The sequence below is a fragment of the Qipengyuania benthica genome (genome assembly GCF_030717865.1).
GTDB classification, from domain to species: domain Bacteria; phylum Pseudomonadota; class Alphaproteobacteria; order Sphingomonadales; family Sphingomonadaceae; genus Qipengyuania; species Qipengyuania benthica.
The window spans coordinates 92964-111520 of sequence record NZ_JAVAIL010000006.1; the positions used below are offsets into that span (position 1 = coordinate 92964).

At 60.3% G+C, this 18557-nt stretch carries 19 protein-coding genes; 6 read left to right on the forward strand and 13 right to left on the reverse strand.

The window, feature by feature from the left end; translation table 11 throughout:
* Positions 1-3 precede the first annotated feature (3 nt).
* The 5 genes from trbJ to trbB are packed head-to-tail and all read right to left on the reverse strand — an operon-like array spanning position 4 to position 4797.
* Positions 4-750 (reverse strand): P-type conjugative transfer protein TrbJ, encoded by a 747-nt coding sequence (gene trbJ, locus Q9K01_RS14490; protein WP_422785331.1) that lies wholly within the window; start codon positions 748-750, stop codon positions 4-6.
* A complete protein-coding gene (trbE, locus tag Q9K01_RS14495; protein WP_305930831.1) occupies positions 747-3209 on the reverse strand; it encodes a conjugal transfer protein TrbE in 2463 nt (820 codons plus the stop codon). Before trbE ends, trbJ begins: the two co-directional genes overlap by 4 nt.
* 3 nt (positions 3210-3212) lie before the next feature.
* Positions 3213-3488 carry a VirB3 family type IV secretion system protein gene (locus Q9K01_RS14500; protein ID WP_305930832.1) on the reverse strand — a complete coding sequence of 92 codons (276 nt, stop codon included), beginning with the start codon at positions 3486-3488 and terminating at the stop codon, positions 3213-3215.
* Complete coding sequence (locus Q9K01_RS14505) at positions 3488-3808, reverse strand: TrbC/VirB2 family type IV secretion system protein (protein WP_305930870.1); 321 nt, start codon at positions 3806-3808, stop codon at positions 3488-3490. The genes Q9K01_RS14500 and Q9K01_RS14505 overlap by 1 nt, the downstream gene beginning before the upstream one ends.
* Before the next feature lie 8 nt (positions 3809-3816).
* A complete protein-coding gene (gene trbB, locus Q9K01_RS14510) occupies positions 3817-4797 on the reverse strand; it encodes a P-type conjugative transfer ATPase TrbB (RefSeq protein WP_305930833.1) in 981 nt (326 codons plus the stop codon).
* 217 nt (positions 4798-5014) lie between these two features.
* Between trbB and Q9K01_RS14515 the strand changes: the two genes are divergently transcribed.
* Complete coding sequence (locus Q9K01_RS14515) at positions 5015-6910, forward strand: HsdM family class I SAM-dependent methyltransferase (protein ID WP_305930834.1); 1896 nt, start codon at positions 5015-5017, stop codon at positions 6908-6910.
* Positions 6907-7971, forward strand: a complete 1065-nt coding sequence (locus tag Q9K01_RS14520) for a BsuBI/PstI family type II restriction endonuclease (protein ID WP_305930835.1) — start codon at positions 6907-6909, stop codon at positions 7969-7971. Before Q9K01_RS14515 ends, Q9K01_RS14520 begins: the two co-directional genes overlap by 4 nt.
* A gap of 258 nt (positions 7972-8229) precedes the next feature.
* On the opposite strand, the gene Q9K01_RS14525 is transcribed toward Q9K01_RS14520, so the two are convergent.
* Genes Q9K01_RS14525 through Q9K01_RS14535 form a run of 3 tightly spaced genes read right to left on the reverse strand, consistent with a single transcriptional unit; the run spans position 8230 to position 11062 of the window.
* Complete coding sequence (locus Q9K01_RS14525) at positions 8230-8580, reverse strand: ubiquitination-like system serine protease family protein (RefSeq protein WP_305930836.1); 351 nt, start codon at positions 8578-8580, stop codon at positions 8230-8232.
* A complete protein-coding gene (locus Q9K01_RS14530; protein WP_305930837.1) occupies positions 8577-9974 on the reverse strand; it encodes a ThiF family adenylyltransferase in 1398 nt (465 codons plus the stop codon). The genes Q9K01_RS14525 and Q9K01_RS14530 overlap by 4 nt, the downstream gene beginning before the upstream one ends.
* Positions 9971-11062, reverse strand: coding sequence for a multiubiquitin domain-containing protein (locus Q9K01_RS14535; RefSeq protein ID WP_305930838.1), 1092 nt, complete (start codon positions 11060-11062; stop codon positions 9971-9973). Before Q9K01_RS14535 ends, Q9K01_RS14530 begins: the two co-directional genes overlap by 4 nt.
* A gap of 187 nt (positions 11063-11249) precedes the next feature.
* Here Q9K01_RS14535 and Q9K01_RS14540 point away from each other — a divergent pair, with 187 nt between their 5' ends.
* The 4 genes from Q9K01_RS14540 to Q9K01_RS14555 are packed head-to-tail and all read left to right on the forward strand — an operon-like array spanning position 11250 to position 13535.
* Positions 11250-11459 carry a ribbon-helix-helix protein, CopG family gene (locus Q9K01_RS14540; protein ID WP_305930839.1) on the forward strand — a complete coding sequence of 70 codons (210 nt, stop codon included), beginning with the start codon at positions 11250-11252 and terminating at the stop codon, positions 11457-11459.
* A gap of 11 nt (positions 11460-11470) precedes the next feature.
* Positions 11471-12103, forward strand: a complete 633-nt coding sequence (locus Q9K01_RS14545; protein ID WP_305930840.1) for a GNAT family N-acetyltransferase — start codon at positions 11471-11473, stop codon at positions 12101-12103.
* Complete coding sequence (locus Q9K01_RS14550) at positions 12100-12576, forward strand: helix-turn-helix domain-containing protein (protein ID WP_305930841.1); 477 nt, start codon at positions 12100-12102, stop codon at positions 12574-12576. Before Q9K01_RS14545 ends, Q9K01_RS14550 begins: the two co-directional genes overlap by 4 nt.
* 17 nt (positions 12577-12593) lie before the next feature.
* The gene (locus tag Q9K01_RS14555) at positions 12594-13535 is read left to right on the forward strand and encodes a hypothetical protein (RefSeq protein WP_305930842.1); all 942 of its coding nucleotides are present in this window, start codon (positions 12594-12596) and stop codon (positions 13533-13535) included.
* 232 nt (positions 13536-13767) lie between these two features.
* Here Q9K01_RS14555 and Q9K01_RS14560 read toward each other — a convergent pair whose 3' ends face one another.
* The 5 genes from Q9K01_RS14560 to Q9K01_RS14580 form a co-directional block, all read right to left on the reverse strand.
* A complete protein-coding gene (locus tag Q9K01_RS14560) occupies positions 13768-14688 on the reverse strand; it encodes a HEPN domain-containing protein (protein ID WP_305930843.1) in 921 nt (306 codons plus the stop codon).
* Positions 14689-14868: 180 nt separating this feature from the next.
* Positions 14869-15300 carry a CopG family transcriptional regulator gene (locus Q9K01_RS14565; protein ID WP_305930844.1) on the reverse strand — a complete coding sequence of 144 codons (432 nt, stop codon included), beginning with the start codon at positions 15298-15300 and terminating at the stop codon, positions 14869-14871.
* Positions 15297-17294, reverse strand: coding sequence for a conjugal transfer protein TraG (locus Q9K01_RS14570; protein ID WP_305930845.1), 1998 nt, complete (start codon positions 17292-17294; stop codon positions 15297-15299). The genes Q9K01_RS14565 and Q9K01_RS14570 overlap by 4 nt, the downstream gene beginning before the upstream one ends.
* Positions 17295-17392: 98 nt before the next feature.
* Positions 17393-18109, reverse strand: a complete 717-nt coding sequence (locus tag Q9K01_RS14575) for an RES family NAD+ phosphorylase (RefSeq protein WP_305930846.1) — start codon at positions 18107-18109, stop codon at positions 17393-17395.
* Positions 18096-18527, reverse strand: a complete 432-nt coding sequence (locus Q9K01_RS14580; RefSeq protein ID WP_305930847.1) for an antitoxin Xre-like helix-turn-helix domain-containing protein — start codon at positions 18525-18527, stop codon at positions 18096-18098. Before Q9K01_RS14580 ends, Q9K01_RS14575 begins: the two co-directional genes overlap by 14 nt.
* Between the last annotated feature and the right edge of the window lie 30 nt (positions 18528-18557).

Sequence of the window (18557 nt, forward strand, 5' to 3'; positions counted from 1 at the left end):
GGATCACCTCGATCCGCCGGGCAGGTAGCGCGGCCGGGTCGCGAGGAAGCGCCTCAGCTGTTCGCGCGCCTGGGCCTTGGCTGTAGCGCGCTCGGCCGCATCGAGCGCCTGCGCCCGGCTCGCTGCCGCGAGCGTTGCGGTCAGATCGGCCAGTTGGCGCGCCTGCAGGGCGAGCAGCTGGTTTCCGGCCTGGGCTGCTTGCAGCGCGCCCGCGGCGGACTGGCTCGCGCCGACCAGCGTGCCGATCGCCTCGCGCGAGCCTTCGATATTGGCGACCGCGCTCGCCTGCACCTTCAGCGCGTCCTCGAAGCCGGCGATACTGTTCTTCCAGCGCGTTTCCGCACCATCGACCATGGTCTGCTGGGAAGCGCCCAGCGGGACATTCCTGTATTGGGCCTCGAACGCCGCCTCGATCTCGCCCACGTCATAGGCGATGCGCTGGGCCTGGTTGAGAAGCTGCTGGGTCTGCCGGATCTGGTCCTGCAATGGCTGGATAATGTCGGTCGGCAGCCGTTCGAGATTCCTCGCTTCGTTGATCAGCGAATTCGCCTGGTTCTGCAGCATCCGAATCTGATTGTTGATCTGCTCGAGCGTGCGCGCCGCGGTGAGCACGTTCTGGGCGTAGTTGGACGGATCGTAGACGATCCCGCCGAACTGTGCCTGTGCGGGCGTCGATGCGAACGCGGTCACGCCGGCGATGCCGAGCGCTGCCGTCATGGCAAGGGTTCTGAGTGATCGGTGCGAGGTCATGGGATTGCTCCTTCCGGGAGGCTGGGTTGAACGGTAGATGGTGTCTCAGCGCCAAGCAGCTGCGCAGCCCATTCGTGGCCGCGATGCCGCAGCCATGCGGCCGCGAAACCGGCCGCGCCCTCGCTTTCGACAAGGCGGGCAATGGCGAGCTGATCGCCTTTCGAGGATGCTCCGGCAAAGGCGAGCGCGACCTCTCCCAGTCCCAGTTCGAACAGACGATTGCCGCGCGCCGACTGGCAGTAATAGTCGCGCTTGGGCGTCGCCCGGCTGAGGATCTCGATCTGCCGGTCGTTCAGTCCGAAGCGCCGGTAGATGCTGAGGATCTGCGGCTCGATCGCGCGCTCGTTGGGCAGGAAAATGCGGGTCGGACAGCTCTCGATGATGGCGGGCGCGATCGCCGAACTCTCGACATCGGCAAGGCTCTGGGTCCCGAAGACGACGCTCGCGTTCTTCTTGCGCAGGGTCTTGAGCCACTCGCGCAGCTGACCGGCGAAGCCGGGACTGTCGAGCACCAGCCAGCCCTCGTCGATGATGATCATCGTTGGCGACCCGTCGAGCCGTCCCTCGATGCGGTGGAAGAGATAGGAGAGGACGGCAGGCGCGGCAGCCGAGCCGATCAGACCCTCGGTCTCGAAGGCCTGGAAGCGCGCGTCGCCAAGCCGCTCGCATTCGGCATCGAGCAGCCGCCCGAACGGTCCGCCGATGCAATAGGGCGCAAACGCCTGCTTGAGCGGCTGCGACTGGAGCAGTACGGAAAGGCCGGTCAGCGTGCGCTCGACCACCGGCGCGGTGCCAAGCGACGTCAGCGCCGACCAGAGGTGTTCCTTGTTGGCCGGATCGACCAGGACGCCTTCGGATGCGAGGATCGCCTGGAGCCACTTCGCGGCCCAAGCCATCTCCGCCGGCTCGTCGATGCGCGCCAGCGGCTGCAAAGAGACGCCTTCATCGACGTCTTCGGAAAGGCTTGAGCCCAGATCCTGCCAGTCGCCGCCGCAGGCAAGCGCGGCGGCGCGGATGGAACCGCCGAAATCGAACGCGAAGATCTGCGCATCCGTGTAGCGGCGGAACTGCATCGCCATGAAGGCGAGCAGCACCGATTTGCCGGCACCGGTGGGGCCGACGACGAGGCCGTGGCCGACATCGCCGATATGGAGCGCGAAGCGAAACGGGGTCGTGCCCTCGGTCCGCGCGTAGAACAGCGGCGGCGCGTCGAAGTGATCGTCGCGCTCCGGCCCCGCCCAGATGGCGGATAGCGGGATCATGTGCGCCAGATTGAGCGTCGAGAGGGGCGGCTGCCGGACGTTCGCGTAGACGTGTCCGGGAAGCGAGCCGAGCCATGCCTCGATCGCATTCATGCCTTCGGTGACGCAGGTGAAGTCGCGGCCCTGAACAACCTTCTCGACCAGGCGCAGCTTTTCGGCAGCAAGCCCAGCGTCCTCGTCCCAGACCGTGATCGTCGCGGTAACCAGCGCCATGCCGACATGATCGGCACCCAGTTCCTGCAAGGCGGTATCGGCGTCCTCGGCCTTGTTGGCCGCATCGCTGTCGACCAGCACCGAGGCCTCGTTTGTCATCACCTCCTTGAGGATGGCGGCAACCGACTTGCGCTTGGCGAACCATTGGCGGCGAATCTTGCCGAGCAGGCGTGTAGCGTCGGTCTTGTCGAGCATGATCGCACGGGTCGACCAGCGATAGGCAAACCCTTGCGCGTTCAATTCATCGAGCAGGCCGGGAAAGGTGGCGCTCGGAAAGCCGACCACGGTCAGGGTGCGCAGATGCGCCGTGCCGAGGCGCGGCTCCAGACCGCCGGCAAGCGGCTCGTCGGCGAGCAGCGCATCGAGATGCATCGGCGTTTCGGGGACGCGCACCTCTTGCCTGCGCGTCGAGATGCAGCCATGCAGATAGGTCAGCGTCTCGCAGTCATCGAGCCACGCGATCTCGGGGAAGAGCCCTTCGAACAGCCGGAGCAGCCGGTCGGTGCGATCGGCAAATCCATCGCGCAGTTCGCGCGGGTTCACGCCCTTGTGCGTCTTGCCTTCGTAGAGCCAGCTTTCAGCGCGCGCGCCGTCTTCGGCGGGCGGAAGCCACACGAACGTAAGGAAATAGCGGCTTTCGAAATGCGCGCCTTCCTCGGCAAATTGCGCCGCGCGCTCGCGCTCGACGAGGGCGGACGCCTCATCGGGAAAGTCGCACACTGGATAGCCCAGCGCCGGACGTCGCACCGCTTCGACGAAAATGGCCCAGCCCGACCCGAGCCGGCGCAGCGCGCTGTTTAGCCGCGCGGTCGTGGCAACGAGCTCGGCAGGGGTTGCGCTGTCGAGGTCCGGGCCTCGGAAGCGTGCGGTGCGCTGGAAACTGCCGTCCTTGTTGAGGACGATACCCGGCGCCACCAGCGCGGCCCAGGGCAGGAAGTCGCTGAGCCGGTCGGCGTTGTTCCGATATTCGCGAAGCGAGAACATCCGTCAGACCTCGAAATTTGCGGGAAAGCGCAGATGCCTCCGCGCGACATCGACGAATTGGGGATCGCGCCGCGCGGCCCAGACCGCGAGCACGTGTCCGGCAGCGAATATGGCAATGCCGGCCACCCACAGCTGCAAGCCGAGCCCGATCGCGCCTGCCAGGGTCGCATTGGCGATAGCGAGCCCGCGCGGCGCTCCGCCGAGCAGGATATGCTCGATCAGGGCCCGGTGGACCGGGACGGCGAAGCCGTGCGGCAGGCCGGATGCACCGTCTTCCATCAGACCAGAGCTCCGCCGCCGAACGAAAAGAACGACAGGAAGAAGGACGAGGCGGCAAAGGCGATCGACAAGCCGAAGACGATCTGGATCAGTCGCCGGAAGCCGCCCGAGGTATCGCCGAAGGCGAGCGCCAGCCCGGTCGCGATAATGATGATCACAGCGACGATCTTGGCAACCGGTCCCTGGATCGATTCCAGGATCGCCTGCAGCGGCGCCTCCCACGGCATCGATGAGCCGGCGGCGTGCGCTGGAGCGGCGACTGCCAGTGCGACAATGCCACAGACAATCAAGGCAGGCAGGCGCGGGCGCGCCCGTAACAGAGTGTGGGTCACAGGGAATCTCCTTGGATTGGGCAAAGGGGCGCGAGCACATAATTGCCCCGCGCATCGAGCGGGCGGACCTCGGCCAGTTCGGCAAGCCGCCGTACCGTACCGTCGCGCACCAGCACCGCGATCACGTCGATGGTCTCGGCGATGAGAGCGCGCGGCACGGTCACCACGCTCTCCTGGATCAGCTGCTCGAGCCGTCTCAGCGTGCCGAGCGCGGTTCCGGCGTGGATCGTGCCGATCCCGCCGGGATGACCGGTGCCCCATGCTTTGAGCAGATCGAGTGCTTCCGCGCCGCGCACCTCGCCGATGGGGATGCGATCGGGCCGCAACCGCAGCGCCGAACGAACGAGATCGGACAGCGAAGCCACGCCGTCCTTGGTCCGCAGCGACACGAGATTGGGGGCAGCGCACTGGAGCTCGCGCGTGTCCTCGATCAGGACCACGCGGTCGGTTGATGACGCGACCTCGGCTAGCAGGGCATTGGTGAGAGTCGTCTTGCCGGTCGATGTGCCGCCGGCGACGAGAATATTCCTGCGCGCGGCAACCGCGGCAGCAAGCGCCTCGGCTTGCTGTGAAGCCATCGCCCCCGCCGCGACATAATCGTCGAGCGTGAACACGGCGACGGCAGGTTTGCGAATGGCAAAGCTCGGCGCCGCGACCACCGGTGGCAGCAGGCCCTCGAAGCGCTCGCCGCCCTCGGGCAATTCGGCGGAGACGCGCGGCGCTCCGCCATGCACTTCGGCTCCCACATGGTGCGCCACCAGACGGACGATCCGCTCGCCGTCGGCAGCGCTCATCGTCCGCTCGGTGGCCGCAAGGCCTTCGCCCAGCCGATCGATCCAGAGGCGTCCGTCCGGGTTGAGCATGACCTCGATCACCGACGGGTCTTCAAGCCAGGCCGCGATCTCCCCGCCCAGAGCGGTACGCAGCATGCGCGCGCCGCGCGACAATGCTTCGGATCGGATCGGAACTACGCTCATGCCAGGCCTCGGAACACCGCGACCTACGGCCGGTCGCGTTCTGAGGCACATCAAGAAGACAGGATTTCAGGGCACCGCAACAGGAACTGGCAGGTGTCGAACGGCAGCGCGGAAAAGGTAAGCCGGGCGTAGCGAGCCGCATCCGGTGACCCCAGCGCAAGAGGGCTGACCGCTGAGCCTGCAAGGTGCAGATCCTTTGACCGTTTGGTTTCGCCTCATGAGGCAGAACAAGATTGCATTGAGAACAGAACAAGAACATATAAAGTTGGTTCTCTTTGGCGGTAAAACCGCTACCCACAGGCATAAGGAGGGTTCGTTGCGATCAAATTCAGCACTGAAACCGGGATCCGTTTCCCGTAGCGAACCGACGCACGCGCTGGCATTGAAGCGCGAAGAGCTCGCACGCGCGCGACTGGCTGCACGCGCTTGGGCGCAGTCGCTAGAGGATAGTGATCGATCGACCCATGCCGCCTGGTTCGCGCAAACAGCGATGGAAGCATTTGCCGCTGCGATTTCTCCCTCGCTCGTTCTCTCGAGTTCTCCGTCGGACAATCATACGGCACTGGACGCCACGGCATGCCGTCTCGCGGAATCAATCGGATGCGAAGCGGCTTACCTTCCGCTGCTCGAGGGATGCCATTTTCTAACCAGCCTCTACACCACCCTGCTCCCCGCTGAGGAACGGAGCGAGCTGGGCGCATTCTACACGCCTGCATCACTCAGCAAGCGTCTTGTCGATCTGGCCGATGAAGGGGGCATCGACTGGGCAACCGCTCGAGTACTCGATCCGGCGAGCGGAGGCGGTGCGTTCTTGCTCGAGGCAGCCTCCCGTATGCGCAAAGCGCTCGAAGGCAGCGAGCCTGCGTTCATCCTAGCCCAGCTCGGTGCGCGACTTTCCGGGATGGAAATCGATTCCGATGCCGCTGCTCTTTCGCAGATGGCGTTGGAAATCTTTCTGGCCGATCTAACCGCGACCAGCGGGTGCCCCGCTCCTCAATTCATCAAGGTGTGCGACACGCTGGAAATCGCGCCTTCGCCCACCTATGATCTCGTCATTGGCAATCCGCCCTATGGGCGAGTACGACTTTCGGCTGCGCAACGCAGTCTCTTCGCCCGCAGTCTGTACGGCCATGCGAACCTCTACGGGGTGTTCACGGACATAGCCCTTCGCTGGACCAAAGCCGGCGGGGTAATCGCCTACCTTACGCCGACGAGCGTCTTGGGAGGACAGTACTACAGCGCACTCCGCCGCCTGCTCGCAACCGAAGCACCGCCTGAAGCGATCGACTTCGTTCACGCCCGTCGCGGCGTATTCGAAGATGTCATGCAGGAAACGCTGCTGGCGCTTTACCGCAAAAGCGGAGAACCGCGCCCGTATCAGGTTCACTATCTTCACGTAGACAATGAGCGCGAAGCGCGCCTGACGAAGAACGGAAAGGTCGGGCTTCCGCAGGACGTCGGTGCTCCCTGGCTGGCGCCGCGACAACCTGCCCATGTCAAACTCATTGCGGCCGCTGAGCGAATGCCCGCGCGATTGTCGGACTGGGGCTATCGCGTTTCGACCGGTCCGCTTGTCTGGAACAGATTCAAATCGCAGCTTCGAGAACGGGCGGTCCGAGGGTCCTTACCCCTGATCTGGGCCGAAGCGGTGACTTCGAATGGCAAGTTCGTATTTCGCGCATTGAAGAAGAACCACGCTCCTTTTTTTAAGGTCGAGCCGGGTGACGATTGGCTCGTAGTCGATGAGGCCTCAGTGCTTGTCCAGCGGACGACAGCAAAGGAACAGGCGCGCAGGCTGATCGCTGCCGAGCTCCCCTTGGAGTTTGTCGAGCAGCACGGCGGGGTGATCGTAGAAAACCACCTGAACATGGTAAGGCCCGGACCGTCACCGAAGATCAGCCCGGCGACAGTCGCCGCAGTGCTGAACAGCGATGTGGTCGACCAGCTTTTTCGCTGTATCAGCGGCAGCGTTGCCGTTTCGGCATTCGAACTCGAGGCCATTCCGCTGCCCGCGATCACCGAAATGGCGGAATTCGAGCAGCTGGTTGGCAGTAGAGCATCACGGGCACGGTTGGAAGAATCGCTGCGGCGGAGCTATGGCCTCAAAGCATGAGTTTGCTGCCGCTTGCATCCTGGGATGAGATTCACCGCCGCCTTCCTGTCATTTTTCCGGATGGCTCGCCGAACAGGGAGCACTGCGTCTGGGAAATCGCTGCCAAGACCATTTTCGTGATGCTGTATGCGGGTGCGGTCGAAGGTGCGGAGCGATGGATCCGGCCTGATCAGGTAACCCGGATGACTGATACTCAGGCGACTCTCACTGACGATGCCGATCGCATACAGTGGTCTCAGGATTCCATGAAGCCGAGCAAGGCCGATGTCCCGGGACGCTGGTACGCGGTGAACACCCGGGAATCCATTCGCGACGATACGATCCGCTACGCGCTAATACAGAACGGCGCGGTCATCGAACGGCCGGGACTGGCGACGACGTCACCAGCGGGCCGCTATGCGCTCCAGAATGATTTTGCCGAGCTGCTCGTCCCGGGCTTGAGCGCCGAAGCACTGGAAGCCAGAATTTCTGCCTGGCAGAAAAAGCATCTGAACGCAGGCGCGCTCGCACGTATCGCCATCGTCCGGCGTGGAGCTGCAGCCGGCGGGGATCACCAGTTGGTCACGTTTCCGAACGGGGAGACGCGGCGCATGACCGCAGGACCGAGTTCGGATATCTCCAAGGCAGTGATCGAGGTCTTCGCCCCGACCTTTCTCGTCAAGCCCGGCGTGATCACCCTCAGCGAAAGTGGCAATAAGGTTGTCGCCAGAGACGACGAACTCGCCCGAGCAATTGGACTGACGATCCCGGCTGACAGGAGCTTGCCCGACATTGTTCTAGTCGATTTGGGCCCTGCCCACCCACTGCTCGTATTTGTGGAAGTTGTTCATTCCGACGGTCCGGTCAATGAAGCACGCAAGGCAGCATTGCTCCGGATCGCTGACCAAGCCGGTTTCGGTTCGAAGAATGTCGCGTTCGTGACCGCCTTCCTCGATCGCGGTTCGGCCACCTTCCGGAAGGCCGTGGGCAGGATGGCTTGGGGCAGCTACGCCTGGTTTGCTTCCGAACCAAATAATTTGATCACGTTGAGCTCCGGATCCCATGCGATAGAGGGCAGCTAAGCTGAAGTGGTAAGCGAGAGCCTTAGTCCGCCTTGCTTGTCAAACTGAGAGAGTGCGTTCCGGTAAATACTGACCCGAGGACCGGCCGCTGAATTATAAGTTGGTATAATCGCTCTCAAATTAGGCCGACTGCCGACAGACGGATATGAGTTGCTTGGATGAAAAAAGCGGACGCACGCCATCACTATCGGTCAGATGATCTGACGTGAAGAAGTCGTGGCTTATTAGGTTCGGTTCAATAGATTGAGCCAACAATCCTTAAGAAGGGGACTCTTCTTTGCACCAGACGATCAAGCCTTCGCGAAGCCAAAAATGGCTGCGGCAACCATCCTTGCGCCAGACTGAAGGATAAAGTGTAGGAAGGTTGTCGCCGATAACGCTGAGTTTCCAGTTTGGTCGGACTTCAGGTATTAGAGCGAGTTCTAATCTGTCATCGCAACCACAGGGACATAAGAAGGCAACAGCCCAATCTTCTCCATCTTCCCTTGCGACAATGAGATCCCTACCTTCGATCACGCTGGGAGGTGTATCGCCTTCGACGAAATGCACATGCCGGGGTTTCGGTTTCTTCGGAAAGAGCCATTGCCAAAACCTTTTGAATAAATTCATGCAGCTGCTCTTTCATTCGACGCGGCATGAACGAGGCCGAGAAGCGGGTAGAAAAGTCCGCGGCCCCTTAGAGCATCAGGTTCTGAACGTCCTTGGCATGCAGCGAGATCATATTCAAATTCGCGGCCAGCAAGCGAGAAAAACAAGCGGTTATGCTCTGCGTTTGCGTCGTGGCGATACGGGAAGACCCGGGCCATCCACTCTTCGACCGCTAGGGCGGCACCGATCATATTGAGCGTGAGGACCGACGGCGCTTCTTCGGCAAAGCCTTTCAAATATCCTTCCTTTTGCTGCTGGGCCAACGCGTCAGGATCAACGCGGCTAAGATATTCTGCGTATAGACCTTCGGGTGTAATGACACCTCGATCAGTCAATGATGGTCCATCGGGGTGGACATAGTCGATGCGGCCACACACATCCGCGATACGAACATCCTGGCTGGCGGATTGGCGTGTGGGAATCGTGACCCCGACGTCGATTAGAGGGGCTACAAAGGCGCGCGACATAAGCTCGCAATAGTGTCGCGCTTCCATCGTATCGACGCATGAGAATATCACGTCACCGCCACTCGCCGCGATGATCGCCTCTTCGGATTCAATCGGGGCCTCGATACTGATGATTTCAATATCCGTTCGGTATGTGGCGATGGCTTCTTTGAGCATTGCTGTTTTGTAGCGCTCGGTCTCAGCGTCAGCGATCGTGCTGTTGAGAATGCGGTTTAGGTTTTTGTGCTTCATCACATCGAAGTCGATCAAGATGATCTTGCCGATGCCGCGCCGGCACAGATTCTCGATAACGATTGAACCTGTTCCAGACGCACCAACGACGCAAGCTGTGAGCTGGCCAAGCGCGCCTGTCATCTGAGATGAGAATGGGAGAGGGTTTGTCGTTACAGGTTCGTTGATGGCCTTAATGTCATTTCCGATTGAATAAATGCGCTTCACTGGCTCGAATGATCCTTGCGCATTATAAAGGCGGGCTTTGATAGCTCCACCCGGAACCATGATGGCGGAGCCATGTTTGATCGCCTCGTCTGCGCTCCCGTGCCGGAGTGCCGGAATGGCGCTAGCATCGCTCGCATCGTCGATGTGGGAAAAGTCGAAAAGCCCGCCAGGATGAGAGTGGATCAGTATGATCGATCCGCCGATTTTGTCGGCAGCATCGATTGCCGTTTCGAGATATTCTCCTGGCCATACCAACTGAACAGGCGTGCGCGTTGGGCAATCGTTATACGGTACATCGATAACGCGGTGCACGCATAGGCGTTCATGTTTCGCACCAGCGCGGCCGCAAATCAGAATGGCAGCGGCTTCGAGCCCATCACCTGGGAAGAGATGCCGCTGCAAGTCCGCATGGTCGCTCGTCGTAATTGAAAGGGTGGGCCCAAGCGTCATTGTCCGACTTCTTTTGCAATCGCGTCAGCGATGATCGCGATATGGGTGATGATGCTGTCGCTTTCCGGCTTCCAAGTGGTCGCGCCGGTACGGTGACGGGACCAACGCTGATAGGACTTGCCTTCAATAGACTGGCTGGATTGCGTCTGGGGGATCGCCCCGCCGGAGACCCGAGCCAAGTGAGGGTGGCAGTAGAACATATCGAGCTGTGCGGTGGGATATGTAGGCGGCACCTCAATGGCGATATCGGCGGCGGAAAAGGTATACCCTGAGGGCAGAGGAAAGTCGCGCAAGATTGCCCAACGCCGCCCTCCTTCGATGACGGTTTCGAGCTTCAAGTCGCTTTTGGACAAGTAGTCTTCGTCCTCGTCCCGCAAGGCAAAGGCGCGTGGGAAAGAGGGTATGGCCTCGCCATTTTGTATATGGCTGGGCCGGAGCCACAATTTCTCGATACCTTTGCGCGTCAGATCGATGATCCCATCGAGAGTGATCGCTTCGCGCGGCGCATCTTTGTACTTGATCGCTGCGGTCCATCCGGTTGTCGGATCGATACCTGCTTTTACCAACGCGTCTTTCACGACGATTGTCGGTGTGAGGATGGTCAACACAACGTCTTGTACCTTCAGTTTCCATTCCCGGCGGCGGGTGTAAATCCGCTCCAGGTCAGGGTCGTCGAGCGACACCACATCATCATCCGCCAACACCTTGTCAGGCTTATCTTTGCGTTCAAGAACGAATTCCTGATCGTCGGGCGTGCTTGTGACGCTCTTCAGAGTCGCCATCGGGATCGCACTTTCGCCCCAAGGCATGCGACGTTCGTTCAGTGCGAACTTGAAGGAGCGATCAGACCGGAAGGCGATGAACTTTGCATCCGCTCCCTTTTCCAGCTCGAATTCGCGATCAAGCGCGATCTCTTCCAGTACGCCGCTATCGCTTGCGTGCAGGAGGATATGCTCATCTGGCGGAATGAAGCCGAACTCGTTGAGAATCTGACGCGCGGATGGTGTCTTGGTCTTGAATTGAGCGGGGTTGGTGAAGTCGGCTCCGTCCCACATTGTGATCGTGAATTTCATGTTCTTGTCCTTCATTTTCGTAGTTCCGCTGCTTTTTTCGGCCTTAGGCATTTTGCCCTCCATCAGATTTGGGTTGAATTTCTCATGTCCGAATCCAACATACTAGCCAAAATCTAGCTAGTCAATAGCCATTAGATGGGTAGAATATATTGACATTATCCACTGGATTATGCACAATGGATAAGGAATCGGAGGTATTCGCATGTCTAAAAAGACCATGACATTGAATTTGACAGAGGCGGAAATGGCCGCGCTTGAGTCTCTTTGTGAGAAAAAGCAGATGAGTAAGACGCAGCTCGTTCGGCAAGCGATCAGGCTCTATCAGAAAGTCGATGAGCGGATTGAAGACGGTGGAAAGCTATTTTTCGAGGACGAGGCATCGAAAGAGAAGTCGGAGATCATGATGCTATGAGCGTTGCTAGGGTGCCCGATATTTCGCCAATCTCGCTCTATAACCCGACAGCGAGAAGCGCTGTGCCGGCTGAGTTATGGGATGGCATTACCGACAAGAACCTCGGTGATTGGGAGGTTGAATGGCTTCCTGAATTGCTCAATCGTTTGCGGATTTTACATGGCCAAGGTGTTGCTCGAAGCAAATGGCCGCAAAGCCGTCTTTGGGATTGGCGCAGGAAGCTGCAAGCCATTGAGGGATTGCTCGCCAATCAGTGCTTTTCGATTGTGTGCAATGACATGACCCAAGCGATGATGATTACGGATTTGACGCACCGCGCGAAGCTCGACGCCAAGCAAGCCGCACATCTGGTTTACGTTGAGTATCTGGAAACAGCGCCGTGGAACCGCAAAGAGATCATCGGGCAAGAGCCTCGGCTGTCAGGCTGCGGTTCGATCATGGTCAGGGCAGCGATTGAGCTAAGCAAGGAAGAAGGCTTCCAAGGCCGGGTTGGGCTGCACTCTTTGCCGCAAGCGAACAACTTTTACGCAAACCAGGTCGGCATGGAAGACCTCAGGATTGACAAAGATTATCAAAACTTACGCTATTTCGAACTGACACCGGAGAAAGCGGAGGCGTATATAACGAAAGGACAGCAACCATGAAGATCAATGTGACAGAGGAGTGGTGCGTATCGCAAGCTCAGCTTGAAGCTGGTGCTGAAGTTGGTGCTGGCGTGATTGCACTCGATCCAACCTTCGAAAACGATGACGTGAAAAGCGAACCGATTGATGATTCACGGGTCGCTTTGCAGCGATTTGTTGAGCTCAGCCGCAGACAGAAAAACTTGTCTCGCCAGCAATTGGCGGAGCAGGCGGATATCGATTTAAGCGAATTGGAAGGTATTGAAACAGATATGCATTATATGCCGGAGACACGAACCTTATATCAGTTGGCCAATGTCTTGGGCGTATCTCAGAAAAAGCTTATGGGCTTGTCTGGTCTGACGCAGCCCAAAGACGTAAGCTATGTCGAAGAAGCGGTTCGATATGCGGCGAGATCAGAATCAATTTCCAGACTGACGCCTGAGGAACAGGCGGCTCTCGACGGTTTAATCGCAGTTTTGAGCGAGAAATAGTAAAGGTATCGAAAAGGGTGGCAAAAAACAAAATTCTGAGCAGCCGGAACGAAGCTGACATTAACCGGCGCATAGAACGCGTTTTGAAAGATCTGGGTAATCCAGAGCCACCCTTGCGGCTAGACCAAGTGCGAGAGCTGCTTAAGATCGACTTTGGCTATTACTCGGCAAGTGATCCAGGCCTGCTGCAAGAAACCGTACACCGGTTCCGCAAGGGCGGGCATGATTTCAAGCTGAAAGCTCAAAAACTGATCCAAGTGGTCAAAAAATTCGACCTGCGCGCGCTGTTCATCCCGGCGCACAACCGGATTTTGCTGGATAAGGACGAGCCGACGCCAAAGCACCGTTGGAATGAGGCGCACGAGGTCGCTCACAGCCTCTTCCCTTGGCATGAAGGTGCGATGTTGGGGGATGACAAGGACACGCTGGTGCCATCATGTCATGATGAACTGGAAGGCGAAGCTAACTTTGGTGCTGGTCGACTGTTGTTCCTGCAAGACCGCTTTACGCAAGAAGCTCTCGCGCTCGAACGCACGATCGATTCCGTAAAGTTCTTGGCGCAAAAATTTGGGAATACGAACACATCCACATTCTGGCGCTGTGTTGAGACTTGGGGTCAGGAAACCCCCATAGTCGGTCTGATTACGGGGCACCCGCATCCCGATAAACGCGCTAGCGACTTTGATCCGGCCAAGCCGTGCAAACATTTCATTCAATCACGCGCTTTCGCAGCGCATTTCTCCAAGATCCCTGAAACTGACACATTCGACCAAGTGGCCGATTATTGTACGCGCGCCCGTGGTGGACCTCTCGGCAGTGACCGTGTGCAGTTGACTGACGACAACGGCGATTATCATATTTTTGAGTTTGAGACCTTCAACTTCTTCCATAGTGTCTTGACACTTGGCATTTATGTCGAACGTAAACCAACATTTGTCGCCATTAGTGCAGGCGCATAGCGGCTGCGCCCGAGCTTTAACGCTGACGTCCTTTCTTAACGTCTTTCTCGACCCGGCTCACTTTTGCCACTTCCAGCTAGGCTTCGCTCCGCCATTCCGCTAAATCGACCGATCATGCTGAGTTGTTCGGCCCTCGCTCAGTCACTCTCGCTATCGAAGTCAGCACTTCGCGCTTTAAGGGGCCGTAAATGAGAGCGCAAAGTGGACGAAATGTGGCCCTTTCTGACTTTGATTAAAGCGCCTCGCAGCGTAGCGCTTCGAGACGCTCCGAACACACCTCGTGCACCACGCGGCCGAGTTCTTCGACCTGCGCGCCAAGCCACTCAAGCTCTTCCTTCGTGATCCGATAGTGCTTCGAGTAGCGTGCCTTGACATAGGCTTCCTTGAGCTTCTCGAAACAAGCTCGGTCGCGTCTGGTCTCTCGCGGCCAAACATACGTCAGACGTGGATCAATCCGCTCGGCCTGGGTGCGCAGGAAGCCGAGATTGTGATTATGAGGGGTGTAGAAAGTGCAGACCAACAGCAGGCAGTGATACAGGCGTTCTGCTGATTGGTGCATATTGAACGCAGCTTCCTTCAGCCCACCTTCCGCAATGAGAAATTCCGCTGCTTTTTTGAAGCGGTTAGAGCTCGGATACCAGTCATCGAAGTACTCCTGCGCCATCGCCAGTGCCTGCGCGGACGTCTTGGGTTTTGGCTGATGCAGTTCGGTGTCGTCGCACTGGTAGAGCGCGATCCCGTCCTTCGCGATATCCATGAAGAAATAGCGTCCGTGCGCCAGGCCATCGTTCACTTCCTGCAGGGTGTGGACGATGAAATTGACGGGTGTGCGCAGCGCGCCGGTGATCGCCAGCTCGCGGTCGAGCCGCTCTTCCAGCTTGAGCCAGTACTTGACGCGATCGGCGATCCGCTTGTCGTTAACGATGATGAGCAGGTCGTAGTCCGACCGGTAGCCCTTGGCGGTGTGGGGTTCGTCGACCCATCCTCCCCTCGCATAGCTGCCGTAGAGGATGATCTTGAGGATTCGCGCCTTCTTCTTCCACTCGTGTTTGGCAAGCGCCAGCGCATCGCCGAACTCGTCGAATACGATCTCGACAACGCGTTCCAGTTCGCGCTGCTTGCTGGGAGGAAGATGATCGAGATCGGTGCGCATTGGTTTACCCTTAGCAAGCTGCTGGAATGGTTGCACCCTTACAATACTGCACGGTGCGATGACCGGCTCCAACAAGCGCCCTCTGCTCTTCGAGACCCGCCGAGCGGGAACTTCAAACGGCGCGGTCGACGACAACTTCGCCAAGCCGCTTCCGATCTTTCCTGGCCCCCAAGATCGTCTTCAGCCCTGGTCCTCACCAAGCTTGTCCACTCGTGTCAGATCGTCCGCCAGATGCGTCTCGCGCTCCATGTGCCGGGCAAGCGCTTCGACAAAATTCTCGAACCGCTTCTCTACGCCGGCCCGGAGCGCAGCCGAAGGCTCGCTTGAAGGCGGCGGCGTGGCGGCTAGCCATGTCCGAAGGTACAGCGCGAAGGCTTCGTTGCCGACCTCGACGTGGTAATCGAGCTTCTGCAACTGCCGCGTGATCCGGTCGAGGCGCCGGCTGAAGGCGGCCTCCGTCCGCTCGGACCCGTCGGGCGAAAGAAACGACGCGATCGCCGCTTCGACCACCGATGCCTGCGATACCCGCTTGCGACCCGCATAGTCGGCCAGCTGCCGCGACAGATCGGGCGGGAGCCGGAAGGTGTGCTTGATCCGGTTGCCCTTGCTCACAGATCGATCCCATCGCCGGGATCGAGCGCGGCCCGCCGCGCATTGGCGCGCATTCGGTCCGTAATCTGCCTGTTTCTGACGACATCTTCGTGATCTCGCCGGTCGGTGAAGTCGAACTCGTTGGGAGGCGGTGACCGGGGCGGCAACACGTCCTCGTGTTCCGGCAAATCGGGCTCACGGCGAATGCCGCCCTCACCCGCGGAGTCTAATGCTTCCTCCTCTTCCGGGACCACCACCGCCGCAGGATCGGGCCGGACATTCGGCGAGGCGGTTACATCGCCCCAGTCGTCGCTCCGGGCGCTGTCGCCCGATTGCTCCGTGACAGGTGGCCGCTCGACCCGCGTCTTCAGTCTCGGATCGGCATAATAGCGCGCCTTCTTCGCGCGGATCGGATTAGCACCTGCGAGCATGACGATCTCGTCGGTATCGGGCAGCTGCATGATCTCGCCCTGGGTGAGCAGAGCCCGGGCGGTTTCCGTCCGCGAAACCATCAGGTGCCCGAGCCAAGGGGACAGGCGGTGCCCGGCATAGTTCTTCATCGCGCGCAGCTCGGTCGCCGTGCCGAGCGATTCCGAGATGCGCTTGGCGGTGCGTTCGTCGTTGGTGGCGAAGCAGACGCGGACATGGCAGTTGTCGAGGATTGCATTGTTCTGGCCATAAGCCTTCTCGATCTGGTTGAGCGACTGCGCGATCAGGAACGCCTTGATGCCATAGCCCGCCATGAAGGCGAGCGCGCTTTCGAAGAAGTCGAGCCGACCCAGCGCCGGAAACTCGTCGAGCATCAGGAGCAGTCGCCGGCGATCCGATCCTTCGTCGAGGTCTTCGGTGAGGCGGCGTCCCAGCTGGTTGAGGATCAGGCGAACGAGCGGTTTGGTCCGGCTGATGTCCGAGGGCGGAACGACGAGGTAAAGCGTCGCCGGGCGCTTCGGATCGACGAGGTCGGCAATGTGCCAGTCGCACTGCCGCGTAACACTGGCGATCACGGGGTCGCGGTACAGGCCAAGGAAGGACATGGCGGTCGAGAGCACGCCGGAACGCTCGTTCTCCGATTTGTTGAGCAGTTCGCGCGCGGCGCTCGCCACGACCGGATGCACGCCATCCTCGCCCAGATGCGGCGTTTGCATCATCGCGGCGAGTGTCGCCTCGATCGACCGCTTCGGATCAGAAAGGAAGGACGCAACACCTGCCAGGGTCTTGTCTTCTTCGGCATAGAGAACGTGGAGGATCGCGCCGACCAGTAGCGCATGGCTGGTCTTTTCCCAGTGGTTGCGCCGCTCGAGCGAGCCTTCGGGATCGACCAGCACGTCGGCGATGTTCTGCACGTCCCGCACTTCGCCGACGCCGCGCCGCACTTCCATCAACGGATTGAAGGCGGCCGAAGCCTCGTTGGTCGGATCGAACAGGAGGACGCGGCTGAACTTGGCGCGAAAACCAGCGGTCAGTTCCCAGTTCTCGCCCTTGATGTCATGCACAACGGCCGAGTGCGGCCAGGTCAGCAGCGTCGGCACGACGAGGCCGACGCCCTTGCCGCTGCGCGTCGGCGCGAAGCACAGCACATGTTCGGGCCCGTCGTGACGCAGATAGAGATTGGCGCACTGGCCGATCACCACGCCCTTGCCAGCGAGAAGGCCGGCATCGGCGATGTCGGAGCGCGTTGCCCAGCGCGCCGAGCCGTAGGTCGCGCTGTTGCGTTGTTCGCGGGCGCGCCACACCGACATGGCGATCGCGACCACCACCGAGATCAGCCCGCCCGACGCTGCGATCATGCCGCCGGTCTCGAATATGCGCGGGGCATAGGCCTCGTAGCTGAACCACCACCAGAAGATCGCATAGGGCGGGTAGACCGGCATGCCGAAAGCGGTGAACCAGGCCCGGCCAAGCTCGGCCTGATATCCAAGCTCGGCAGCTGTCCATTGCGTACCGGCCCAGATGCCGGCCAGCGTCAGGGTGAACACGACGAGGATCTGGCCCCACAGGATTCTGGTTGCCGACATGATGTCTCCTTTGCAGGAGGCAGCAGGCCGGACGGGAACGTCATTTCAAGCACGGTGCCGGGCAGATCGCGGTCTGGCGCAGGCAAAGAAGCGGGCGGCTAGAGCGCTTCGCAAGCGAACGCGGGTTCCCCGGACCATGTCAGGCGGTACATGCTCCCTTGCGCGACCGACTGCACGACATTGGGCCACAGGGCGGCGATGCAGGTCCTGCCCGCGTGGCGGACCGAGGGATAGATAATCCCGTTATGCCCTTCGCCGCGCGCCTGAGCCGCAAGAGCATTGCCGGCCAGATAGCCCTTCGCCGTATCGGGATCGAGGCCGGGATGGTCGGGAAGACCGCGCAGATCGACGAACACGCCTGACATGCTGGCGATCATCTCGCCATATTCCACGACGGCAGTGAAATCGCCCGCATCGGCCAGGGCCCTCGTCAGGTGATGGCCCACTTCGGCAATGCAGGTTTCCACCGCCAAGGCGGCGTACCAGGCACCGCGATTGGCGGGATTGAAACGACCGGGTTCGCGCGGTTTGGCATAGGCGAAGCTCGCATTGATGAAACGGGCATGAGGCACGCCGTGAACGAGTTCATCGGCGGTCAGCGCGCCAAGCCCGCGTTCCTCGGCGATCAGCCGTCCGCTGGTCGCGCCCTCGATCTCGGCCAGAAGGGCAAGATCGTCGTCATCGTCGGCCAGGGATGCCATGACCGCTGCGCGCAGCCGCGCGCTCGGCACAAGCCTGATGGTGCGCTCGAAAGCCTCGCGGATCGTCGGAAGGTCGGCCAGAGGCAGGTCGGCCGGCTCCTCAGAGCCCGCCACGAAGCGCGTCGATATACTGCCGGGTTTCCAGCATGCGCGGGATGCCGCCGGCAATCATCGCCTGCACCGGGGAAAGCCGGTCGAACACCGGCGCTGTGTTCGCCAGCTTCGGCCAGCGATCCGCCATGTCGTCGGCGAACAGCAGGTGCAGCCCCTTGAACAGGCCGATCAGCGCCGAGGCGCGGGTCAGCTGGTCCTGGCTGAGCGTGCCGTCCCATGTCCCGGCCTTCATCCGGTCCCAGGTGCTTTCCGAAACACCGAGCAGCGCCGCACCTTCCGCATTGCTGCCGTCCCAGGCATCGACGAGCCGAAGCACGGCAGTGACCGCTGCGCCGGTCAGGCGACGGCGGTCATCATCCCCTGCAAACGTCTGAAGTCCGCGCCGGGGTTCAATGTGCTCAAACGCTGCACTGGCCATACCGCATCTCCTGATGCTTTTATATGCATC

Coding starts and splice junctions, on each gene's coding strand:
- trbJ (WP_422785331.1), bottom strand. CDS start 750: ATGACCTCGCACCGATCACTCAGAACCCTTGCCATGACGGCAGCGCTC.
- trbE (WP_305930831.1), bottom strand. CDS start 3,209: ATGTTCTCGCTTCGCGAATATCGGAACAACGCCGACCGGCTCAGCGAC.
- Q9K01_RS14500 (WP_305930832.1), bottom strand. CDS start 3,488: ATGGAAGACGGTGCATCCGGCCTGCCGCACGGCTTCGCCGTCCCGGTC.
- trbB (WP_305930833.1), bottom strand. CDS start 4,797: ATGAGCGTAGTTCCGATCCGATCCGAAGCATTGTCGCGCGGCGCGCGC.
- Q9K01_RS14515 (WP_305930834.1), top strand. CDS start 5,015: ATGAGGCAGAACAAGATTGCATTGAGAACAGAACAAGAACATATAAAG.
- Q9K01_RS14520 (WP_305930835.1), top strand. CDS start 6,907: ATGAGTTTGCTGCCGCTTGCATCCTGGGATGAGATTCACCGCCGCCTT.
- Q9K01_RS14525 (WP_305930836.1), bottom strand. CDS start 8,580: ATGAATTTATTCAAAAGGTTTTGGCAATGGCTCTTTCCGAAGAAACCG.
- Q9K01_RS14530 (WP_305930837.1), bottom strand. CDS start 9,974: ATGACGCTTGGGCCCACCCTTTCAATTACGACGAGCGACCATGCGGAC.
- Q9K01_RS14535 (WP_305930838.1), bottom strand. CDS start 11,062: ATGAAGGACAAGAACATGAAATTCACGATCACAATGTGGGACGGAGCC.
- Q9K01_RS14540 (WP_305930839.1), top strand. CDS start 11,250: ATGTCTAAAAAGACCATGACATTGAATTTGACAGAGGCGGAAATGGCC.
- Q9K01_RS14550 (WP_305930841.1), top strand. CDS start 12,100: ATGAAGATCAATGTGACAGAGGAGTGGTGCGTATCGCAAGCTCAGCTT.
- Q9K01_RS14560 (WP_305930843.1), bottom strand. CDS start 14,688: ATGCGCACCGATCTCGATCATCTTCCTCCCAGCAAGCAGCGCGAACTG.
- Q9K01_RS14570 (WP_305930845.1), bottom strand. CDS start 17,294: ATGTCGGCAACCAGAATCCTGTGGGGCCAGATCCTCGTCGTGTTCACC.
- Q9K01_RS14580 (WP_305930847.1), bottom strand. CDS start 18,527: ATGGCCAGTGCAGCGTTTGAGCACATTGAACCCCGGCGCGGACTTCAG.